We start from the raw sequence: 18,495 nt of genomic DNA on the forward strand, positions 1-18,495 counted from the left end.
AAATCAGGCATCTACTAAATTGAAACTATGTACTTATAAAAATTTTGCCGAATGGTAATGAAAACCCCCAATTCTGACAAGGTAATTACCCGGAGGGCTGGCCCTCAAGCCTTGTAGTATAGGGGGTCTACGAATGTGGCAAGTTGTCACAGCGCAATTATTCAAGAAATCGCACGCATAAAAAAACGCCCGGTTCCGTGAGGAATCGGGCGTTCTTTTTGAACGTGGAAGCGAAATTAACGCTTCGAGTACTGCGGACGCTTACGCGCTTTACGCAGACCAACTTTCTTACGTTCAACTTCACGGGCGTCGCGAGTAACGAAGCCAGCTTTGCGCAGAGCGCTACGCAGGGTTTCGTCGTAGTCCATCAGAGCGCGAGTGATGCCGTGGCGGATTGCGCCAGCCTGACCACTTACACCACCACCGATGACGGTGACGTAGATGTCGAACTTCTCGACAGTCTCAGTCAGCTCCAGCGGCTGACGAACTACCATGCGGGCAGTTTCGCGACCGAAGAACGTGTCCAGCGAGCGGTTGTTGATGGAGATGTTACCAGTACCCGGACGCAGGAAAACGCGTGCGGTTGCGGTCTTGCGACGGCCAGTGCCGTAATTTTGAGTCGCCGACATAATGAACTATTCCGTTAAATCTTCAGTTCTTGGGGCTGCTGAGCAGTATGAGGGTGTGCAGCGCCCGCATAGACTTTCAGCTTACGGTACATGTCGCGACCCAGTGGGTTTTTAGGCAGCATGCCTTTAACCGCGGTCTCGATCACGCGCTCAGGGGCCTTGGCGATCAGCTTTTCAAAGTTGATCGACTTGATACCGCCCGGGAAACCGGAGTGGGAGTAGTACATTTTGTCAGTGGTTTTAGCGCCGGTAACACGGATCTGCTCGGCGTTGATTACGACGATGTAGTCGCCGGTGTCAACGTGAGGAGTGTACTCAGGCTTGTGCTTGCCACGCAGACGGCTCGCGATTTCGGTGGCCAGACGACCCAGGGTCTGACCAGCAGCGTCGACGACAAACCAGTCGCGCTTTACTGTTTCCGGTTTAGCAGTAAAAGTTTTCATTCTTTATAGCCTCAGGGGCCGCCTGTAAATAAGACGGCGGATCTTACTGAATAGTGCGTACTTTGACAAGTCAAAGGCAGCCGGATACAGACGCTTTCGGGGGCTCGGGTCGGCGCGTCCGTTCAACGGCAAGATTCTTCGGCGGCGGGGCATCACTTCCACTGCAGAAAGAGGTCGGCAATTATGCAGATTGCGAAAAAATTTCAACCTGCTTTTATGCTTGTTTTGCCCAAGGAGCACCCGATGGACTATCGCCAGCTAGGCCGTACCGACCTGAACGTGAGTGCAATCTGCCTCGGCACCATGACCTGGGGCGAGCAAAACACTGAAGCTGAAGCCTTCGCCCAGATCGAACGGGCAAAAGAGGCCGGGATCAACTTCCTCGACACCGCCGAGATGTACCCGGTGCCACCGAAAGCCGAAACCTACGCCACCACCGAGCGCTACATCGGCAATTACTTCAAGAGCCGCGGCGACCGCGCCGACTGGATCCTCGCCAGCAAGATCGCCGGCCCCGGCAACACCATCGACTACATCCGCGACAAGAACCTGCGCCACAACCGCCAGCACATCACCGAAGCGGTGGACGCCAGCCTCAAGCGCCTGCAGACCGACTACATCGATCTGTACCAATTGCACTGGCCGGAGCGTAGCACCAACTTTTTCGGACAACTGGGCTACAAGCACCAGACCGAAGCCAACCTGACGCCGCTTGAAGACACACTCGAAGCACTCGATGAGCAAGTGAAGGCCGGCAAGATCCGCCACATCGGTCTGTCCAATGAAACGCCGTGGGGCACCATGCGCTTTCTCGCTCTGGCCGAAGCCCGTGGCTGGCCGCGCGCGGTGTCGATCCAGAACCCGTACAACCTGCTCAACCGCAGCTTCGAGATCGGCCTGGCGGAAATCGCCATCCGCGAACAGTGCGGCCTGCTCGCCTATTCGCCGCTGGCGTTCGGTTTCCTGTCGGGCAAGTACGAAGGCGGGGCGCGTCCGCCGAAAGGCCGTCTTAGCCTCTACAGCCGTTTCAGTCGCTACTTCAACCCGCAATCGGAAGTGGCGTGCAGCCGTTACGTGGCCCTCGCCCGGGAACATGGCCTGGATCCGGCACAAATGGCCCTGGCGTTTGTAAATCAGCAACCGTTCGTCACCAGTAACATCATCGGTGCGACGACGCTGGAGCAACTGGACAGCAACATCGCCAGCTACGAACTGAAACTATCGAAGGAAGTACTGGAAGGGATCGAAGCGATCCACAAGGATCATCCGAATCCGGCGCCGTAATAAAGGACGATGATCGTTCCCACTTTGCGTGGGAACGATCATGCTCACCGCAAAACTCAAAGCGACCGCGCAATGATCTCTTTCATGATTTCATTGGTGCCGGCATAGATCCGCTGCACCCTTGCATCCGCCCATGCCCTGGCCACCGGGTACTCCCACATGAAACCGTAGCCGCCATGCAGTTGCACGCACTCGTCGAGCACCTTGCATTGCAGGTCGGTGCCCCAATACTTGGCCATCGCCGCTGTCGGCACATCAAGCTTGCCTTGCAGGTGCAACTCCAGGCAGCGATCGACGAACACCCGGCCGATCTGAATCTCGGTGGCCATTTCCGCCAGTTTGAAGCGGGTATTCTGGAAGTCGGCAATGGACTTGCCGAACGCCTTGCGGTCACGGGTGTAATCCAGCGTCCATTGCAGCGCCGCCTCGGCTGAAGCCAGTCCGCCAATGGCCACGGTCAGACGTTCCTGCGGCAATTCCTGCATCAGATAGGCAAACCCCGCCCCGGCCTGCCCCAACAGGTTTTCCTTCGGCACGCGCACGTCCTGGAAGAACAATTCCGACGTGTCCTGAGCCTTCATTCCGACCTTCTCCAGACGCTTGCCCTTGTCGAAGCCCGGCGTATTCGCCTCCACCAGAAACAGGCTGGTGCCCTTGGCGCCGGCCTTGGGATCCGTTTTGGCGACGACGATCACCAGATCCGCCAGAAAGCCATTGGTAATGAAGGTTTTCGAACCGTTGATCACATATTCGTCGCCATCCAGCACGGCCGTGGTCTTGACCCCTTGCAGGTCGGAACCGGCGCCCGGCTCGGTCATGGCGATCGCGGTGACCATCTCGCCGGACACCAGTTTCGGCAGGTATTTCTGCTTCAGTGCCTCGCTGCCGTAATGCAGGATGTACGGCGCGACGATGTCCGAATGCAGCGAGAAACCGATGCCGGTCAGGCCCAGCCGCCCGACTTCTTCGATCACGACCGCGCTGTAGAGAAAGTCCGCCCCCAACCCGCCGTATTCCTCTGGCAGATGCGAGCAGAGCATCCCCGCCTCCCCCGCCTTGTTCCATAGATTGCGGTCGATGTAGCCTTGCTTTTCCCATTGTCCATGGAACGGCACGGCCTCTTTTTCGAGGAATGTTCGTACGCTGTCGCGGAACAATTCGTGCTCGGAGCTGAACAAGGTTCTGGGAATCATGCGGCACCTTTTCTTTATTGTTGGAGGGATCAGACCTTCAGAGACTAAGCCTCGCTTCCGATACAGGACACTGGACACATCCGACAAAAAATAAGACGATCCAGCCGTCTGGTGACCACTTTCCCTTATAAAAACAAAAGTTGAATTATGTCCAAGCAAGTCTCCACGCCCTTGCGGCGCGTCAGCATCCTGGCGATCGACCGGGTTTTCGCTTCCACCCTCATGCAAGCCAAGGATTTCTTCCATCTGGCCAGCCTGCGTTACGGCAAACAACTGGGCCACGGCCTGACTCCGGTGTTCGAAACCCGCCTGGTCAGCCCCGACGGCAAACCGGTGAACAGCTTCAGTGATGTGGTCATGCCGGTGGACGGCGGCCTGGAAAACGCCGACGTCATCATCCTCCCGGCGTTCTGGGACGATTTCGATACGCTGTGCCAACGTTATCCACAGATCCTGCCGTGGCTGCGCGAACAGCACGCCCGGGGCGCCGTGCTCTGCGGCGAGGCCACCGGGGTGTTCTGGCTGGCCGAGGCAGGGTTGCTCAACGGCAAGGAAGCGACCACCTACTGGCGCTTCTTCAATGCCTTCGCCGAGCGTTTCCCCAAGGTCTATCTCAATCAGGACAAGCACCTGACCGACGCCGACAATCTGTATTGCGCCGGCGGCACCACCTCAGCCTGCGATCTCTACATTTACCTGATCGAGCGCTTCTGCGGTGCCAATGTGGCCCAGGCCGTGGCCCGCGACATTCTCTATGAGGTGCAACGCAGCTACGCACCTGGCCGCATCGGCTTCGGCGGTCAGAAGCTGCACCAGGACGTGATCATCCTGCAGATCCAGCACTGGCTTGAAGAGCATTTCGCCGACAAGTTCCGCTTCGAAGACGTGGCGCGCGAGCACGGCATGAGCATTCGCAACTTCATGCGCCGCTTCCAGACCGCCACCGGCGACAAGCCGCTGCACTACCTGCAACGGCTGCGCATCGAGACTGCCAAAGGCCTGCTCTCCGGCAGTCGCAAGAGCATCAAGACCATCAGCTACGAAGTCGGCTACGACGATGCGAGCTTCTTCGCGCGGCTGTTCCGCCAGCACACCGAATTGTCGCCGAACCAGTACCGGCAGCAGTTCCAGCAAGCTGCCTGACGATTCGACCAGACACAAAAAAAGGCCTGCATCTGCAGGCCTTTTTGTTTGCCGATTCCGCTTAAGGCTTGTGTGCCCGGGACAGGAATTCGTGCGATTGCATCTCCAGCAGACGGCTGAGGGTACGCTGGAACTCGAACGTCAGACGCCCGCCGGTGTACAGATCTTTCAATTCGACTTCGGCAGAAATGATCAGTTTGACGTTACGGTCGTAGAACTCGTCGACCATGTTGATGAAGCGTCGGGCGATGTCGTCGGTAGTGACGCTCATCTGCTCCACGCCACTGAGCAGCACGGCGTGGAAGATCTTGCCCAGCTCGATGTAGTCGTTCTGGCTGCGCGGGCCGTCGCACAGCTCGCGGAAGTCGAACCAGGCCACGTCATCGCAAGTACGCAGGGCACGGATTTCGCGGTTTTCAATGATCAGCACATCGTTTTCCACGGCGGCGGTGCATTCCGGCGTCAGTGCGCGGAAGCTCTTGCGCAGGCTTTCGTGGGCAACTTCGTCAAGCGGAAAGTGGAACAGTTCCGCTTGTTCCAGGTGGCGCAGACGGTAGTCGACGCCGCTGTCGACGTTGACGATCTCGGTGTTCTGCTTGATCAGCGCGATGGCCGGCAAGAAGCGCGCGCGCTGCAGGCCATCCTTGTACAGACCGTCCGGCACGATGTTCGAAGTGGCAACCAGCGTTACGCCGTTCTTGAACAGTTCTTCCATCAGCGTGCCGAGGATCATGGCGTCGGTGATGTCGGAGACGAAGAATTCATCAAAACAGATGACCCGCGATTCCGTCGCGAAACGCTTGGCGATGATGGTCAGCGGGTTTTTCTCGCCGCCGAGGGTTTTCATCTCTTCGTGCACGCGCTTCATGAAGCGGTGGAAGTGAGTGCGGGTCTTTTCCTTGAATGGCAGCGCTTCGAAGAAGGTGTCCACCAGGTAAGTCTTGCCACGACCCACGCCGCCCCAGAAGTACAGACCCTTGACCGGCGTCTGATCCTTTTTGCCAAACAGCTTGCCCAGCAAACCCGGCTTGTTCTGCTCGGCCGCGATCAGGTCGTCGTACAGGCGTTGCAGATGACGCACGGCAGTTTCCTGCGCCGCATCGTGGAAGAAGTCCGGGCGTTTCAGATCAGCTTGATATCGTTCTAGGGGCGTCATAATTCGTTAGCAAGGCAACAAAAACGGGCCGTCACTGTAGCGATGGCCCGTGGGAATGGCAATCGGCCCTTGGTCGGGCCGGCCCGTTGATTATTCCTGAACCGGTGTCAGAGCGATCCGCAAGGCCTCGACGGCCGCGTCCCGCGCTGCCACGTCGGCAAACGCCGGGCTGTCGCCGACACACTCGCCTTCCAGCCAGACACTGAAACTCAGGTCTTCGCTGCGCACATCCAGTGCCTGACCCGACTGCAGCTGCTTGGTCACCTGACCGGCGGTCTTGCCGTCGGCGAAGTTGCGCGACAGCAGCAGTTGCTCGCCATCGGCCGCCAACAGACGGAAACGGAAACTGCCGTCGTCTTCGCGGAAACTGACGAAACGTGCGGCTTTAGCGGCTTTCTTCTTGGTGGTCGCGGCGACCTGAACCTGATTGACGAAGGAGCGCAGGCCGACCGCTTCGCGCAGCTCGTTGAGGAACGGCGTCGCCACCGCACGGGCCTTTTTGGCACCGTGTTGCAGGATGTCTTCCAGATCGGCCGGACGTTCGATCAACTGGTGATAACGCTCGCGGGACTCGCCCAGCTCGTTATCGAGCAACTGGAACAGACGGTTCTTCGCCTCGCCCCAGCCCAGACCACCCAGCAGTTCGCTGCGGAACTCGTCGGCCTGCGCCGGCGTGGAGAAAGCCTGGAACAGGGTGAACAGGTGCGAGTTGTCCGGATCTTTCGCTTCGCCCGGCGCGCGGGAGTCGGTGACGATCCGCGAGATCGCGTCCTTCATTTCCTTGGCGCTGGAGAACAGCGGAATGGTGTTGTCGTAGCTCTTGGACATCTTGCGACCGTCCAGGCCCGGCAGCGTGGCAACGCTTTCTTCGATCAGCGCTTCGGGCATGGTGAAGAACTCCTTGCCCTGGCCGAACAGGTGGTTGAAGCGCTGGCCGATGTCACGAGCCATTTCCACATGCTGGATCTGGTCGCGACCGACCGGCACCTTGTGTGCGTTGAACATCAGGATGTCGGCCGCCATCAGCACCGGATAGCTGTACAAGCCCATGGTGATGCCGGCATCCGGGTCTTCGCCGGTCTCGAGGTTCTTGTCCACCGAAGCCTTGTAGGCGTGGGCACGGTTGAGCAGGCCCTTGGCCGCGACACACGTCAGCAGCCAGGTCAGCTCGGGGATTTCCGGGATGTCGGACTGACGATAGAAGGTCACGCGATCCACATCCAGGCCACCGGCCAGCCAGGTCGCGGCGATTTCCAGACGCGAGCGCTGAATGCGCAGCGGGTCATCGCATTTGATCAAGGCATGATAGTCGGCCAGGAAGTAGAACGAATCGGCATTGCTGTCGCGGCTGGCGAGAATCGCCGGGCGAATGGCACCGGCGTAGTTGCCCAGGTGCGGGGTGCCGGTGGTGGTGATGCCGGTGAGGATGCGGGTACGGTTCGTCATGGGTAATCGCTTGTCAGACTGCAATCAATTCGAGAGACGCGGCAGGATCAGATCCTTGAGATCGGTCAGCTTGCCATGAAAAAAGTGTCCGCATTCTGCCACTTTCAGCAGCTCATGGGGGCGCTGGAGTTTGTCGGACCAGTCGTAGACCCGCTGCGGCTCGATCACTTCGTCGGTTTCCGGCTGGATCACGGTCAGTTCGCCCTGCTGCGGCAGTTGATCCTGCTCGCCCAGGCGCATCACCGCCGGTGCGACCATGAACAAGTGCTTGAGCGTGATGCCTTGGGCTTCGAGACGGCCGCCGAGACTTGCTGCAACAAATCCACCGAAGGAGAAACCGAACAGGGTCAGTGGCAGACCCGGATGTTTGTCCAGCAGCCATGCAGCGGCAGCCTGGGCGTCGTCGACCTCACCCGTGCCCATGTCATGAGAGCCTTCGCTGGCACCGACGCCGCGATAGTTGAAACGCAAGGTGATCAGGCCGGCATCGCGCGCGGTGCGCTGCAGGGTCGAGACGACCTTGTTGAGCATGGTGCCGCCCTGCACCGGGTTGGGATGGCAGATCAGCGCGATGCCTCGCGGCTGCTCATTGTCCAGGTACAAAGACTCAAGTTGCCCCACCGGGCCATCAATCACTACAGGGGTTTCACGCATCAGCAAGGAAGGAACTCCGTGACCTCGGATCGGGTCGACTCGTCTAGCAAATTGTCTGTGCCAGTCTATTGCGAGTGAATCGCGGTATACAGCGCAGGTTCGAGCCGTTAACGTAAAGCAAAGCCGTTTATAGAGGAAGGACTCGTGGAACACTCGCTCTTAGTTTGGTTGTTACCGACTCTTGCCCTGGTTGTGGGTGTCGCCATTGGTTTCCTGATCGCTCGCGTTGCGCCGAACGCCGCGCCCAGCCGCACGCAGCGTCAACTGGATGATATTCAGGAACGTTTCGACAGTTATCAGAACGAAGTGGTGACCCACTTCAACAGCACCGCCAATCTGGTCAAGAAACTGACCCAGAGCTATCAGGAAGTGCAGGACCACCTCGCCGAGGGCGCCAACCGCCTGGCCCTGGACGAGCAGACTCGTCAACGCCTGCTGGCTTCCTTGCACTCCGAGGCAGCACAGGCCCCACGGGAACGCCTGACGCCGCCACGGGATCAGGAACCGCCGCGTGACTACGCGCCGAAGACCCCGAACTCGCCGGGCATGCTCGACGAGCATTACGGTCTGAAGAAGTAATCAGCCTTCGCGCCAACAAAAAGCCCCGGACAATCACTTGTCCGGGGGCTTTTTGTACCTGACGGTTACGGGTATTGCTGAACGGTGCCCGGCTGTTGCTGGCCACCGTACTGCTGGCCCGGGATTGCCTTGAGGTTGACCTCGACGCGGCGGTTCTGCGCGCGGCCATTGACGTCACCGTTGCTGGCGATCGGATTATCCGGACCCGCACCACGAGCACTCAGGTTGGCACCGCTGACACCTTGCGACGTCAGGTAGGTCGCCACGCTCTGCGCACGACGCTGGGACAGGTCCATGTTGTGCTGACGGCTGCCAGTGCTGTCGGTGTAGCCGACGATTTCGATCTGGTTCTGGTTGAACTCTTTGAGCGAGTTGGCCAGGTTGTTCAACGGCTGATAGAAGCTGGGAGCGATGTTCGCCGAATCGGTGGCGAAGGTGATATTGCCCGGCATGATCAGCTTGATCTGATCGCCCTGACGCTGCACTTCAACCCCGGTGTTGGCCATGCTGGCGCGCAGTTTTTTCTCCTGCTGGTCGGCGTAGTAGCCGTAACCGGCGGCCGAGGCACCGACGACAGCTGCGCCAATCAGCGCTCCCTTGCCGCGGTTGTTGTGGTCGATGGCGGCACCGGCCAGCGCGCCGGCCAGTGCTCCGAGGCCACCGTACTTGGCGGTTTTGCTCATGCCCTGGGAGCCACCGTCGGCCTGACCCTGATTGTCATACGGGTTGGGCGAGGCGCAGCCGGACAAAACGGCCACGGCAGTAGCGACAATAATCAAACGACGCGTGGTGAACATGGAGAGCTCCTACATTTTGCATTCTGTGGTGCAGCGGCCATTGGCAACTGGCCCATGCGGGCGTTGGATCATGACAATGCACAAAAATTCCGCTGCACACCCGTGACAAAATGTTTAGGCACGCACAAACGGGTTCTCGCGCATTTCATCTCCAAGACGCGTATCCGGACCATGCCCGGCCACGACAGTCGCGTCTTCATCCAGGGTGTACAGCCGCTGCTTGATCGATCGCACGATGGTCGCCTGATCGCCGCCCCACAAATCCGTGCGCCCTACTCCGCGACGAAACAACGTGTCGCCGGCAATCAACAGCTTAGCCTCGGAAAACCAGAAGCTCATGGAACCTGGCGTATGCCCCGGTGTGTGCAGTGCCACGCCACAGCCACAGGCCAGCTCTTCATCGTCGTTCAACCAGCGATCGGGAGACGGCACGGGAGTGTACGGCACGCCGAACATCTGGCACTGCATTTCGAGGTTGTCCCAGAGAAACTGGTCTTCCTTGTGCAGATGCAAGGTGGCGCCGGTCTTCTCCTTCATCTGGCCGGAAGCCAGGAAGTGATCGAGGTGCGCGTGGGTGTGAATGATGCTGACCACTTTCAGGCCCAGCGCATCGACGCGGGCCATGATCAGGTCAGGATTGCCGCCCGGGTCAACGACGATGGCTTTTTTGGTGATCGGGTCGCCGATGATCGTGCAGTTGCACTGGAGCGGGCCGACGGGGAAGGTTTCGCGAATGAGCGCGGGATTTGCAGCGGTCATGGGGGATCCTGAAAAGACATTCGAAACAATGCGCAGAGGCTGATTTGCGCCATTTTACGTTGTTGGCTCGCAGGATGACGACACAGCGCAAAACAGCAGATTCAGTTCAACACTCCCAACTCTTTCGCCCGCGCCACCGCCTGCGTGCGCCGCTCCACACCCAGCTTGCTGTTGATGTGACTGGCATGGGTTTTCACGGTGTGCAGAGAGATGAACAGTTGATCGCTGATTTCCTGATTCGAGCAACCCTGAGCGATCAGACGCAGCACCGCCAGTTCGCGGCTGCTGAGCTGTTCGGTAGCGGCAGACTCCGCAGTGGGGCGAGCCTGGGTCTGAGGGAATTGCTCAAGCAATTGCTGACCGACGGCTGCCGGTGCAGTCAGTGACAGTTGCCCGCGCAACCAGTCTGCATGCTCTTTGATGAGTAGATCGAAAGGCTGCAGGACACCGCCGGACGCCGCTTCCAATGCTTGAGCCAAAGCCTTGCGGGCCTCAGGTTCGCGGCCACCGGCCAGCAGCAGTGAAACCTTTTGCGTCAACGCCATCACGCTCAACAATTGCCTCCCGGTCTGCTGACCGTTTTCCAGGAGGACATTCAACCGCCCTTCAGCGAGCATCGGCTGCCCCTGAATGACATCCAGCAACGCCTGCTGCAACTCGACATGCAACGGCAGCTGCGGATGAAATTCCGGCGGAGCCGCTGCACGTTCGCCCGTGTAGGTCTGCCCCAGTCGTGCCAGCCACGCTTCGGCCAGATCGATGCGCCCCTGCGCCAGCCACAATTCGCATTTGACCAGGGTGATCATCGCCAGGTAGTAAATTGGCGGGACGTCCCAGATGTGCATCAGGCGTTCGGCTTCGGCCAGCTCGGCGAAGGCCCGTGCGTAGTCGCCGCTGCTGCCGTCAAGTCGGGCGATGACGCAATGGCCGATCAACACGCTGATATCCCGACAGGCCCGAGCTTCGCTCAAACCCGCCTGTAATCGCTGGCGCGCCGCTTCGGGCTGCAATCGCATGGCCAGCAGAAAACCCTCATACAGCGTCAGGCGCGCACGCACGGCGTACAAACGCTGTGCAGACAATCCTCGCAGGCGCTCCAGCCCTTGGCGCACTTCATCGAGCGCGCGCAGGATTTCGCCGCGCGCCTGCAGGACGCGGGCACGATCATAATGCGCCAACGCCTCGAACAAGGGATTGCCGACCCGCTGCGCCAGCTCAAGCGACTCGCGGTTCAGACCCCGTGCGCGCCACAGATCGCCGTCGGCAATTGCCAGGTTGGACAAGGTCGACAGGCACATCAGGCGCTGGCCGTAACGCTTGGCCGGCAGGCTTTCCAGTGCCTCGCTGCAATACTCGATGGTCTGCTCGCGATGGCCTCGCCCACGGGCGATGATGCCCTTGAGCGCCAGCCATTGGGCCAGCATCGATTTCTGTGCGGTGGCCGAGGGTGCTGGCAGAAACCGGCTCAAATGGCTGGCCAGTTCTTCGGCCGCATCTAGCTGACAGGCAAGCCCCAACGCCCAGCTGTACAACACAATCAGGCGCGGGGTGCTGATCAGCAGGCTGTCAGGCAAGTCCATTTTCCAGCGCAGCAGCATGCCGACGTTCTGCTCGGCCAGCAGTTGCTCCTCGGAGAGGTTTTGTACCAGATTGGCCGCGACGTCCAGATGCCCCGCGCGCAAGGCCTGCTCGACGGCTTCATCCAGCAGGCCCTGGGCGTTGAACCAGCGGCAGGCGCGCAGATGCAGCGTCGCGGCGGGGACCAGTGCCCGGGCGATAGGCCGGCTGCGCAACAGGTCGGAAAACAGGTGGTGATAACGGTACCAGTGCCCGTGCTCGTCCAGCGGCACCAGGAACACCTGATGCGCCAGCAGGAAACGCAGGATTTCAGCGCTGTCATGGGCCTCGCGCACCGCGTCACACAACTCGCTGCAAAAGCGCTCCTGCGGTGCGGTGTCATAAAGAAACGCCTGCACCTCGGCGGGCAGGCAATCGATGACTTCCTCCAGCAGGTATTCGCGGATCAGCCCTTCCCCACCGTTCAGCGCTTGCGGCAACGCCGACTCGGTGCCGACTTCGGAAATTGCCAGCAGCCAGAAGCGCAGGCCGGCCACCCAGCCTTCGCTGCGCTGGATCAGGTTTTCCAGCGCTTCACCGCGCAGGGAACTGCTGTGACGATCAAGCAGTGCCAGAGCTTCGTCGTGGGTCAGGCGCAGATCCTGTTCGTGCAGTTCCAGCAATTGGCGCGACAGCCGCAGACGGGCCAGGTGCCAGTCCGGGCGCTGCCGACTGGTGACCATGACCACCAGGCCGTCCGGTAAATGATTGAGGAAAAACTGCAGGCATCGATCGAGCACCGGCCCTTGAGCAAGATGGTAATCATCCAGTACCAACAGCAGCGGGGCCGTGGGTTGCAGATGCAGCGTCAACTCATCCAACAGGCCGTCCAGCCATTCTTCGAAGGCAAACGGTTGATGGCGTTGACGCATTTTCAGCAGCCCCAGTGCGCGGCTGCCGAGTTCCGGGAAGTAGTCCTGCAGGCCTTCGAGCAGTCGTTCGAGAAACCGCCCCGGATCGTTATCCCGCGGGCTCAGCCCCAACCAAAGGCTTTGCCAGTGCGCCGGCAGGCTCTGACAGAACTCCACCGCCAGCGAGCTCTTGCCGAACCCGGCCGGAGCGCTGACCAGCAACAGGCGCCCTCCGAGTCCGGCGCCAAGGCGTTCGCACAAACGGGGTCGCAGCACGTAGCCATCGGGTAATGGCGGGCGAAAAAAACGTCCGTCCAGTGCCGCGACGGCAACGCTTGCGGGACCCGGAAGTGGGGACAGATCAGTCATGGCCGGCTCTTGTTCGTATGGCTGTTGGCGGCGTAGCAGATGCCCGCAGACTAGCCTTAAACGGAGCGGTTATGAAGGTCGTTGCTACAAATGGCTACAAAAAGGCTACGGAAAAAGCGACAGACAAAAAAACGCCCCGAACCTGTCGGGGCGTTTTCACGAGGATGCGGCCTCGGTTTACAGGAGCTTAGCGAACACCATCCTGACGCAGAGCGGCTGGAGTGAAGTCGCTGGTGGTGGCGGTAAAACCGAAGTCATACGCCGACTTCTCTTCGTTCTTCATGCCCAGCGCCAGGTAACGGCCGGACTGCAGATCGTAAAGGGTCTCCAGGGTGTACCACGGTACCTGAACGTTGTAGTAGTCCTGAGCGTGAGCTTCCGCCACGCGCCACAATTGACCACGACCGTCGTAGTGATCGATCACCGCCGCTTGCCAGGTGTCTTCGTCGATGAAGAAGTCGCGCTTGGCATAGATGTGACGCTGACCTTCCTTCAGGGTCGCGGTCACGTGCCAGACGCGACGCAGTTCATAACGCGCCAGATCCTGGTTGATGTGCCCGGCCTTGATGATGTCGGCGTACTTGAGCTTCGGATCGTCGAGCTTGTAGCTGTCGGAGGCGATGTACATTTCTTGCTTGCCGATCAGTTTCCAGTCGTAACGGTCCGGTGCGCCGTTGAACATGTCCAGGTTGTCGGAAGTCCGCAGGCCGTCCGCCGCGGTACCCGGGCCGTCATAGGACACTTGCGGTGCACGGCGCACACGACGCTGACCGGCGTTGTAGACCCACGCCGAACGCGGTTCCTTCACCTGGTCGAGGGTTTCGTGCACCAGCAGCACGCCACCGGCCAGACGTGCCGGCGCGGTCACTTTCTGCTTGAAGTAGAACAGGATGTTGCCCGGGTTCGCCGGATCGTAGTCCTTCATCTTGTCGCGGAATACGAACTGGTCCTGGAAGTACACCAGGCTGAACGAGCCGTTCGGTTGCGGCGTGGCCTGGGTCACCAGACGGGTCACGCTGCCGCCGCGATAGCGGGTGATGTGGTTCCAGATGACTTCCACACCGCTTTTCGGAATCGGGAACGGAACGGCGGTATCGAAGTTTTCCAGGCCGTTGCCACCCGACACCAGGGTCGTGGTGGTGGCGTTCTTCTTGATGGCGGCGAATACCTCATCCGGCACGGTGGCACCACGATGAGACGGGTAGACCGGCATCTTGAAGGTGTCAGGGTAACGCTGGAACATCGCGTACTGACCCGGCGCAAGCTTGGCCTTGTACTGATCGACGTTCTGCTTGGTGATGGTGAAGAGCGGCTTTTCACTGGCGTACGGGTCGGACAGGAAGCCTTTGCTGTCGACGGTGCCGGCATTCTTCGGCATCGGTTTCCAGGCCGGGATCGAGCCGTCCGCGTTACCGGCCATTTCGGCGCCCATCGGGGTCAGGCTCTTGCCCAGCTTGTCCGCTTCGGCGGCAGGCACCGCCGCCATGACGCCGGTCGCCAGCAGCGACAGGCCCAGAACACCGGCGTGGAACAGACTTTTTGTTATTTTCATAAATTCGTTCGTCCTGAAAATGCAGTGCTTAGAAGTTCACGCCGAGGCTGAGCGCCACGAAATCGCGGTCATCCACGGTGCTGTACTTGCCGTCGAAGAAGTTGGTGTAGGCCAGGCTCGCGGTGTAGGTGTTCTGGTACTCGGCATCGACACCCAGGCTGACAGCCTTGCGACCTTCCTCGAAGTTGCCGCCAGGGCCTGGCGAGTAGCCGCTGACGTCGTGGGACCAGGCCACGTTCGGCTTGAGGTTCACGCCGGCGAACACATCGTTGTATTCCCAGATCGCACGACCGCGATAACCCCAGGACATCGACGTGGTGAAACCGTCATTGTCGCAATTGCGACTACGGTTGTTCTGCGGTGAGCCAGGTCCGGCGCCATTGATGGTGCCGTTGTTGAGGATGTTGACGCAGGTGTTGGTGGTACCGGTGGCTGGCAATTCGCCCGGGCCGAAGACCGGATCACGGCCATAGCGCTTGTCGGACCGGCTTTCCAGACCGCCCACGTAAGTCATGCCCACCTCACCCACCAGGGTCAGACGGCTAGCGCCCATGACCTGATCGAAGAAGTGCGTGAAGGTGGTTTGCAGTTGAGTGATTTCCTTGCGCTCGTAGCCATGCAGATCCTGGCCTGGCACACCGTTGAGCAGCGAAGCGTTGGCATACGGGCCGCCCAATGGACGCACACCGGCGAACAGGATGTCGGTGGAGTTCAGTTGTACCGGCGCATTCGGGCGATAGCTGATCTCACCGCTCCACGCCGTACCGGTAGGCAGGGTGGTGGAGAAGCTCAGACCGTAGAGGCGGATGTCCTCTGGGTATTCGACGAAGTACTTCGAATTGCCGGCGACCAGCAGAGGCCCGAGCGCCTGGAACGGACCTGGCAATGCGGCCACGCCGTTGTAGACCGATTGCGGCGCGCCAGTGGCACTGAAGATCGGCGCACGGCTGTGGTAGTTCATGAAGTAGGCACCGAACTCGGTGTCCAGCGGTTCGAACATGTACTTGAGGGACGCGCCCCACTGGCCGCTGTCGCGCGCATCGCGATCGGCGCCGCGCGGCACCAGCACACCTTCTTCATTGACGTTGACGCCGTTGGCCGCCAATGGCCCCAGGGCAATGGCCGGGATCTGCGAGCGCTTGTTCAGCACGCGCAGGTTGTCGGTGCAGCCATCGGCAATGATGTCCGGCTGAGAGAAGAACGTGCCGCAGTTGTCGACGACGGTCTGATCCCACTCGAGCTGATAGAAGGCTTCGGCCGACAGGTTGTCGGTCAGGCTCTGGGACACATAGAACATGTTGACCGGGATCAGGCCTTCCTTGATCTCGGCGCCCGGACGACGGAACGCGGAAACGTCGATCGGGTTGATCGAGTTGATGCCGCCGCCGATGAAGGTACTTTCACCCCAGCTCACCACCTGCTTGCCCAGACGCACGGAGCCTGGCTGATCGGCGATCGCGTAGTTGTGGTAGACGAAGGCGTCGAGGATCTGACCGCCGGCGGACTTGGCGCCTTCCTTGCGGTTGCTGTCGCTGATGTCCTTGAACTCGCGGCTCTCGTCCTTCAGTTCGAAGTCGTACCAGTACTTGCCACGGACGAACACGCCGGTGTCGCCGTATTTCAGCTCGAGGTCATGGATGCCCTTGAAGATCTTCGAGAAGGTCTCGCCGCTCTTGAAGTTGGCATGGCCGTCGTCGGAAGTCTGGGACAGACCGTGGCCGCCGTTGTTGACGCCGATGAGGTTCTTGTTCGGGCTCTGGGTGGACCAGCTGGCACCGATCGACAGGGAGGAGTCGAACTGGCCTTCGATTTCACCGACGTTGAAACTGACGCCGAAAGCGGGCCCGGCGAGCGAAGAAGCAAGACTGACGGCCAGAGGCAGCTTTGCCCGGCGCCAGAACTGGTTTACTGAGGTCATCGACGCTACTCCATGTGCATTATTGTTATGGCAGTGAGTACTTTTAAAAACGCCTGAAGGACCGGGCGCCAGAGGCTTACCGAAATCGCTTCAATGTTGCATCGCCCCGTTAGTGCGTGTGCCCCGTTCTTAAAAATCCTTGAGCGGACTATAGCCAGCAGGGGGTACTGCTTGATCCCTCTAAAGTGTGATTTGCAGCTGCCGGCCACTCTGGAACAGTCCTTTCGCCAGTCCGACACATGTCGGCACGGCAAGGATGGCTGAAAATTCGGATTTCACAAGCCAAGCGCTTGCTTGGTGGGTCTGGCGCGCCGTTTTCGGCGCGCCAGCGGACGCTCAGAGCGTCGAGAGGAAGGTGCTGTTGTTGGCCTGCCATTCGGTGATGTCGAGGCGGATGCGCTTCTTGTCGAGCTTGCCGACACTGGTCTTGGGAATTTCAGTAACAAGCGCGATCTGGCTCGGGATCGCCCACTTGCTCAAGTGCCCCAATTCAACGAATGGCTTGAGGTGTTCCTTGAGCTCGCGCGCCCCGATGGCATGCCCTTCGCGGACCACCAGCAAGGCAAATGGACGCTCGCCCCACTGTGGATCGGCAATGCCCACCACTGCTACTTCACGTACCGCGACATGGCGACTGATCAGGTCTTCGAGATCCAGCGAGGAAATCCATTCGCCGCCGGTCTTGATCACGTCCTTGATCCGGTCGCGGATGTCGATCACGCCCATGCTGTCGATCGTGGCGACGTCACCGGTGTGCAACCAGCCTCCGGCCCACAGCTCGGCGCCCTTCTGCGGTTCGTTGAAATAGCCTTCGGTCAGCCACGGTGCGCGCAGCACCAGTTCGCCTTGGGTTTCACCGTCGGCCGGGAGGAAATTGCCCTCGCTGTCGATGATCGCCGCCTCGACCAACGGTCCCGGCACGCCGGCCTTGATCCGGTAAGTAGTGCGCTCGTCTTCGGTGCCCGCCATCAACTCATCGTTCAAATGCGCGCAAGAGACCAACGGCCCGGTTTCCGACATGCCATACGCGGCCGTCAGTTGAATGCCCTTGCTCTTGGCCGTTTCATACAGCGTGCGATTGAGCGCACTGCCACCGATGACGATTTTCCAGCCGCCGAAATCGGTGTCTTGCGCGCCCTTGGCGTTGAGAACCATCTGCAGGATGGTCGGCACGCAGTGGGAAAACGTGACCTTTTCCTTGCGCCACAGCTCGACCAGAAATTCCGGGTCGTAACGCCCCGGATAAACCTGCTTGAGCCCGAGCATGGTCGCCACATACGGCAGGCCCCAGGCATGCACGTGGAACATCGGGGTGATCGGCATGTACACGTCGTTGGTGCCCAGCAGCCGCACGCTGTCGATGGCGCCCATGATGGTCGACACACCCATGGTGTGCAGCACCAGTTGCCGATGGGTGAAGTACACACCCTTCGGATTGCCGGTGGTGCCCGTGGTGTAGAACGTGGTGGCGACCGAGTTTTCGTCGAAGTCCTGGAAGTCGTACAGCGGACTCGCCGCCGCCAGCAGTTGCTCGTACTCGCCCACCAGGTTCGGCAGATCGGCGTTTTTTTCCGGCAGATCGGTCAGCAGCAGGGTTTTCTCCACCGTGGTCAGGTGTGGCGCGATGGCCTGGTAAAGCCCGACGAACTCGCTGTTGACCAGCACGAAGCGGTCCTCGGCGTGGTTCATGGTGTAGAGAATCTGTTCCGGCGACAGGCGCACGTTGATGGTGTGGATCACCGCGCCGATCATCGGGATCGCAAACATGCATTCGAGGTAGCGATGGCTGTCCCAGTCCATCACCGCCACGGTATCACCGGCCTTTACGCCGGCCGCCGTCAGCACGTTGGCCAGCCGCGCGACCCGCTCGATCAAGGTCGGGTAGCTGTAGCGCAACTGGTCACGGTAGATGATCTCGCGGGTTTTCTCGTAACGGGCGCCCGACATCAGCAGCCGTTTAATCAGCAGTGGATACTGGTACGCCCCTTCGGCGGGCGGAATAACGCGAGTCTGCAACATAAGAATCCCTTTTCTGACTGCACGGTGTTGGCTTTGGAGTTTCGTACTCTAGAACCGTTATACGTCAGCCAAATCAGCCAAAGGAA

The 18,495-nt window shown here is 59.9% G+C and carries 15 protein-coding genes; 3 read left to right on the forward strand and 12 right to left on the reverse strand.

Features of this window, described 5'->3' with window-relative positions; genetic code table 11:
• Positions 1-236: 236 nt before the first annotated feature.
• Positions 237-629 (reverse strand): 30S ribosomal protein S9, encoded by a 393-nt coding sequence (gene rpsI, locus I5961_RS23345; protein ID WP_007956794.1) that lies wholly within the window; start codon positions 627-629, stop codon positions 237-239.
• Between the two features lie 14 nt (positions 630-643).
• Positions 644-1,072 carry a 50S ribosomal protein L13 gene (gene rplM / locus I5961_RS23350; RefSeq protein WP_003228062.1) on the reverse strand — a complete coding sequence of 143 codons (429 nt, stop codon included), beginning with the start codon at positions 1,070-1,072 and terminating at the stop codon, positions 644-646.
• A 243-nt stretch (positions 1,073-1,315) separates the two neighbouring features.
• Between rplM and I5961_RS23355 the strand changes: the two genes are divergently transcribed.
• Positions 1,316-2,356 carry an NADP(H)-dependent aldo-keto reductase gene (locus tag I5961_RS23355; RefSeq protein WP_085700851.1) on the forward strand — a complete coding sequence of 347 codons (1,041 nt, stop codon included), beginning with the start codon at positions 1,316-1,318 and terminating at the stop codon, positions 2,354-2,356.
• Positions 2,357-2,412: 56 nt separating this feature from the next.
• Here the strand turns inward: I5961_RS23355 and I5961_RS23360 are convergent, their stop codons facing one another.
• Positions 2,413-3,549, reverse strand: coding sequence for an acyl-CoA dehydrogenase family protein (locus I5961_RS23360; RefSeq protein WP_085700852.1), 1,137 nt, complete (start codon positions 3,547-3,549; stop codon positions 2,413-2,415).
• A 246-nt stretch (positions 3,550-3,795) separates the two neighbouring features.
• Here I5961_RS23360 and I5961_RS23365 point away from each other — a divergent pair, with 246 nt between their 5' ends.
• A complete protein-coding gene (locus I5961_RS23365; protein ID WP_170929796.1) occupies positions 3,796-4,692 on the forward strand; it encodes a GlxA family transcriptional regulator in 897 nt (298 codons plus the stop codon).
• Between the two features lie 61 nt (positions 4,693-4,753).
• Here I5961_RS23365 and zapE read toward each other — a convergent pair whose 3' ends face one another.
• The 3 genes from zapE to I5961_RS23380 all read right to left on the reverse strand — a co-directional run bounded on the left by zapE (position 4,754) and on the right by I5961_RS23380 (position 7,948).
• Positions 4,754-5,848 carry a cell division protein ZapE gene (zapE, locus tag I5961_RS23370; RefSeq protein ID WP_085700854.1) on the reverse strand — a complete coding sequence of 365 codons (1,095 nt, stop codon included), beginning with the start codon at positions 5,846-5,848 and terminating at the stop codon, positions 4,754-4,756.
• A gap of 90 nt (positions 5,849-5,938) precedes the next feature.
• On the reverse strand, positions 5,939-7,294 hold the full coding sequence (locus I5961_RS23375) for a tryptophan--tRNA ligase (protein ID WP_227233506.1): 1,356 nt from the start codon (positions 7,292-7,294) through the stop codon (positions 5,939-5,941).
• A gap of 24 nt (positions 7,295-7,318) precedes the next feature.
• Positions 7,319-7,948 (reverse strand): alpha/beta hydrolase, encoded by a 630-nt coding sequence (locus I5961_RS23380; protein ID WP_085700926.1) that lies wholly within the window; start codon positions 7,946-7,948, stop codon positions 7,319-7,321.
• Between the two features lie 144 nt (positions 7,949-8,092).
• On the opposite strand from I5961_RS23380, the gene I5961_RS23385 reads away from it, so the two are divergent.
• Positions 8,093-8,527: a YhcB family protein gene (locus I5961_RS23385; protein ID WP_039766275.1), complete on the forward strand. Its 435-nt coding sequence runs from the start codon at positions 8,093-8,095 to the stop codon at positions 8,525-8,527.
• Between the two features lie 65 nt (positions 8,528-8,592).
• Here the strand turns inward: I5961_RS23385 and I5961_RS23390 are convergent, their stop codons facing one another.
• The 6 genes from I5961_RS23390 to I5961_RS23415 form a co-directional block, all read right to left on the reverse strand.
• A complete protein-coding gene (locus tag I5961_RS23390) occupies positions 8,593-9,324 on the reverse strand; it encodes an OmpA family protein (RefSeq protein ID WP_085700856.1) in 732 nt (243 codons plus the stop codon).
• A 114-nt stretch (positions 9,325-9,438) separates the two neighbouring features.
• Positions 9,439-10,083, reverse strand: coding sequence for an MBL fold metallo-hydrolase (locus I5961_RS23395; RefSeq protein WP_227233508.1), 645 nt, complete (start codon positions 10,081-10,083; stop codon positions 9,439-9,441).
• 101 nt (positions 10,084-10,184) lie between these two features.
• A complete protein-coding gene (locus I5961_RS23400) occupies positions 10,185-12,920 on the reverse strand; it encodes a LuxR C-terminal-related transcriptional regulator (protein WP_227233509.1) in 2,736 nt (911 codons plus the stop codon).
• A gap of 187 nt (positions 12,921-13,107) precedes the next feature.
• Entirely contained in the window at positions 13,108-14,472 is a 1,365-nt protein-coding gene (locus I5961_RS23405; RefSeq protein WP_085700859.1) for a DUF1329 domain-containing protein, read from the reverse strand.
• Between the two features lie 28 nt (positions 14,473-14,500).
• The gene (locus I5961_RS23410) at positions 14,501-16,390 is read right to left on the reverse strand and encodes a DUF1302 domain-containing protein (protein ID WP_085700860.1); all 1,890 of its coding nucleotides are present in this window, start codon (positions 16,388-16,390) and stop codon (positions 14,501-14,503) included.
• A 336-nt stretch (positions 16,391-16,726) separates the two neighbouring features.
• Positions 16,727-18,409: a fatty acid--CoA ligase gene (locus tag I5961_RS23415; RefSeq protein WP_085700861.1), complete on the reverse strand. Its 1,683-nt coding sequence runs from the start codon at positions 18,407-18,409 to the stop codon at positions 16,727-16,729.
• Positions 18,410-18,495 lie beyond the last annotated feature (86 nt).

Origin of the sequence: Pseudomonas sp. IAC-BECa141, assembly GCF_020544405.1 — a bacterium.
Lineage (GTDB): Bacteria > Pseudomonadota > Gammaproteobacteria > Pseudomonadales > Pseudomonadaceae > Aquipseudomonas.

Coding starts and splice junctions, on each gene's coding strand:
- rpsI (WP_007956794.1), bottom strand. CDS start 629: ATGTCGGCGACTCAAAATTACGGCACTGGCCGTCGCAAGACCGCAACC.
- rplM (WP_003228062.1), bottom strand. CDS start 1,072: ATGAAAACTTTTACTGCTAAACCGGAAACAGTAAAGCGCGACTGGTTT.
- I5961_RS23355 (WP_085700851.1), top strand. CDS start 1,316: ATGGACTATCGCCAGCTAGGCCGTACCGACCTGAACGTGAGTGCAATC.
- I5961_RS23360 (WP_085700852.1), bottom strand. CDS start 3,549: ATGATTCCCAGAACCTTGTTCAGCTCCGAGCACGAATTGTTCCGCGAC.
- zapE (WP_085700854.1), bottom strand. CDS start 5,848: ATGACGCCCCTAGAACGATATCAAGCTGATCTGAAACGCCCGGACTTC.
- I5961_RS23375 (WP_227233506.1), bottom strand. CDS start 7,294: ATGACGAACCGTACCCGCATCCTCACCGGCATCACCACCACCGGCACC.
- I5961_RS23380 (WP_085700926.1), bottom strand. CDS start 7,948: ATGCGTGAAACCCCTGTAGTGATTGATGGCCCGGTGGGGCAACTTGAG.
- I5961_RS23390 (WP_085700856.1), bottom strand. CDS start 9,324: ATGTTCACCACGCGTCGTTTGATTATTGTCGCTACTGCCGTGGCCGTT.
- I5961_RS23395 (WP_227233508.1), bottom strand. CDS start 10,083: ATGACCGCTGCAAATCCCGCGCTCATTCGCGAAACCTTCCCCGTCGGC.
- I5961_RS23400 (WP_227233509.1), bottom strand. CDS start 12,920: ATGACTGATCTGTCCCCACTTCCGGGTCCCGCAAGCGTTGCCGTCGCG.
- I5961_RS23405 (WP_085700859.1), bottom strand. CDS start 14,472: ATGAAAATAACAAAAAGTCTGTTCCACGCCGGTGTTCTGGGCCTGTCG.
- I5961_RS23410 (WP_085700860.1), bottom strand. CDS start 16,390: ATGACCTCAGTAAACCAGTTCTGGCGCCGGGCAAAGCTGCCTCTGGCC.
- I5961_RS23415 (WP_085700861.1), bottom strand. CDS start 18,409: ATGTTGCAGACTCGCGTTATTCCGCCCGCCGAAGGGGCGTACCAGTAT.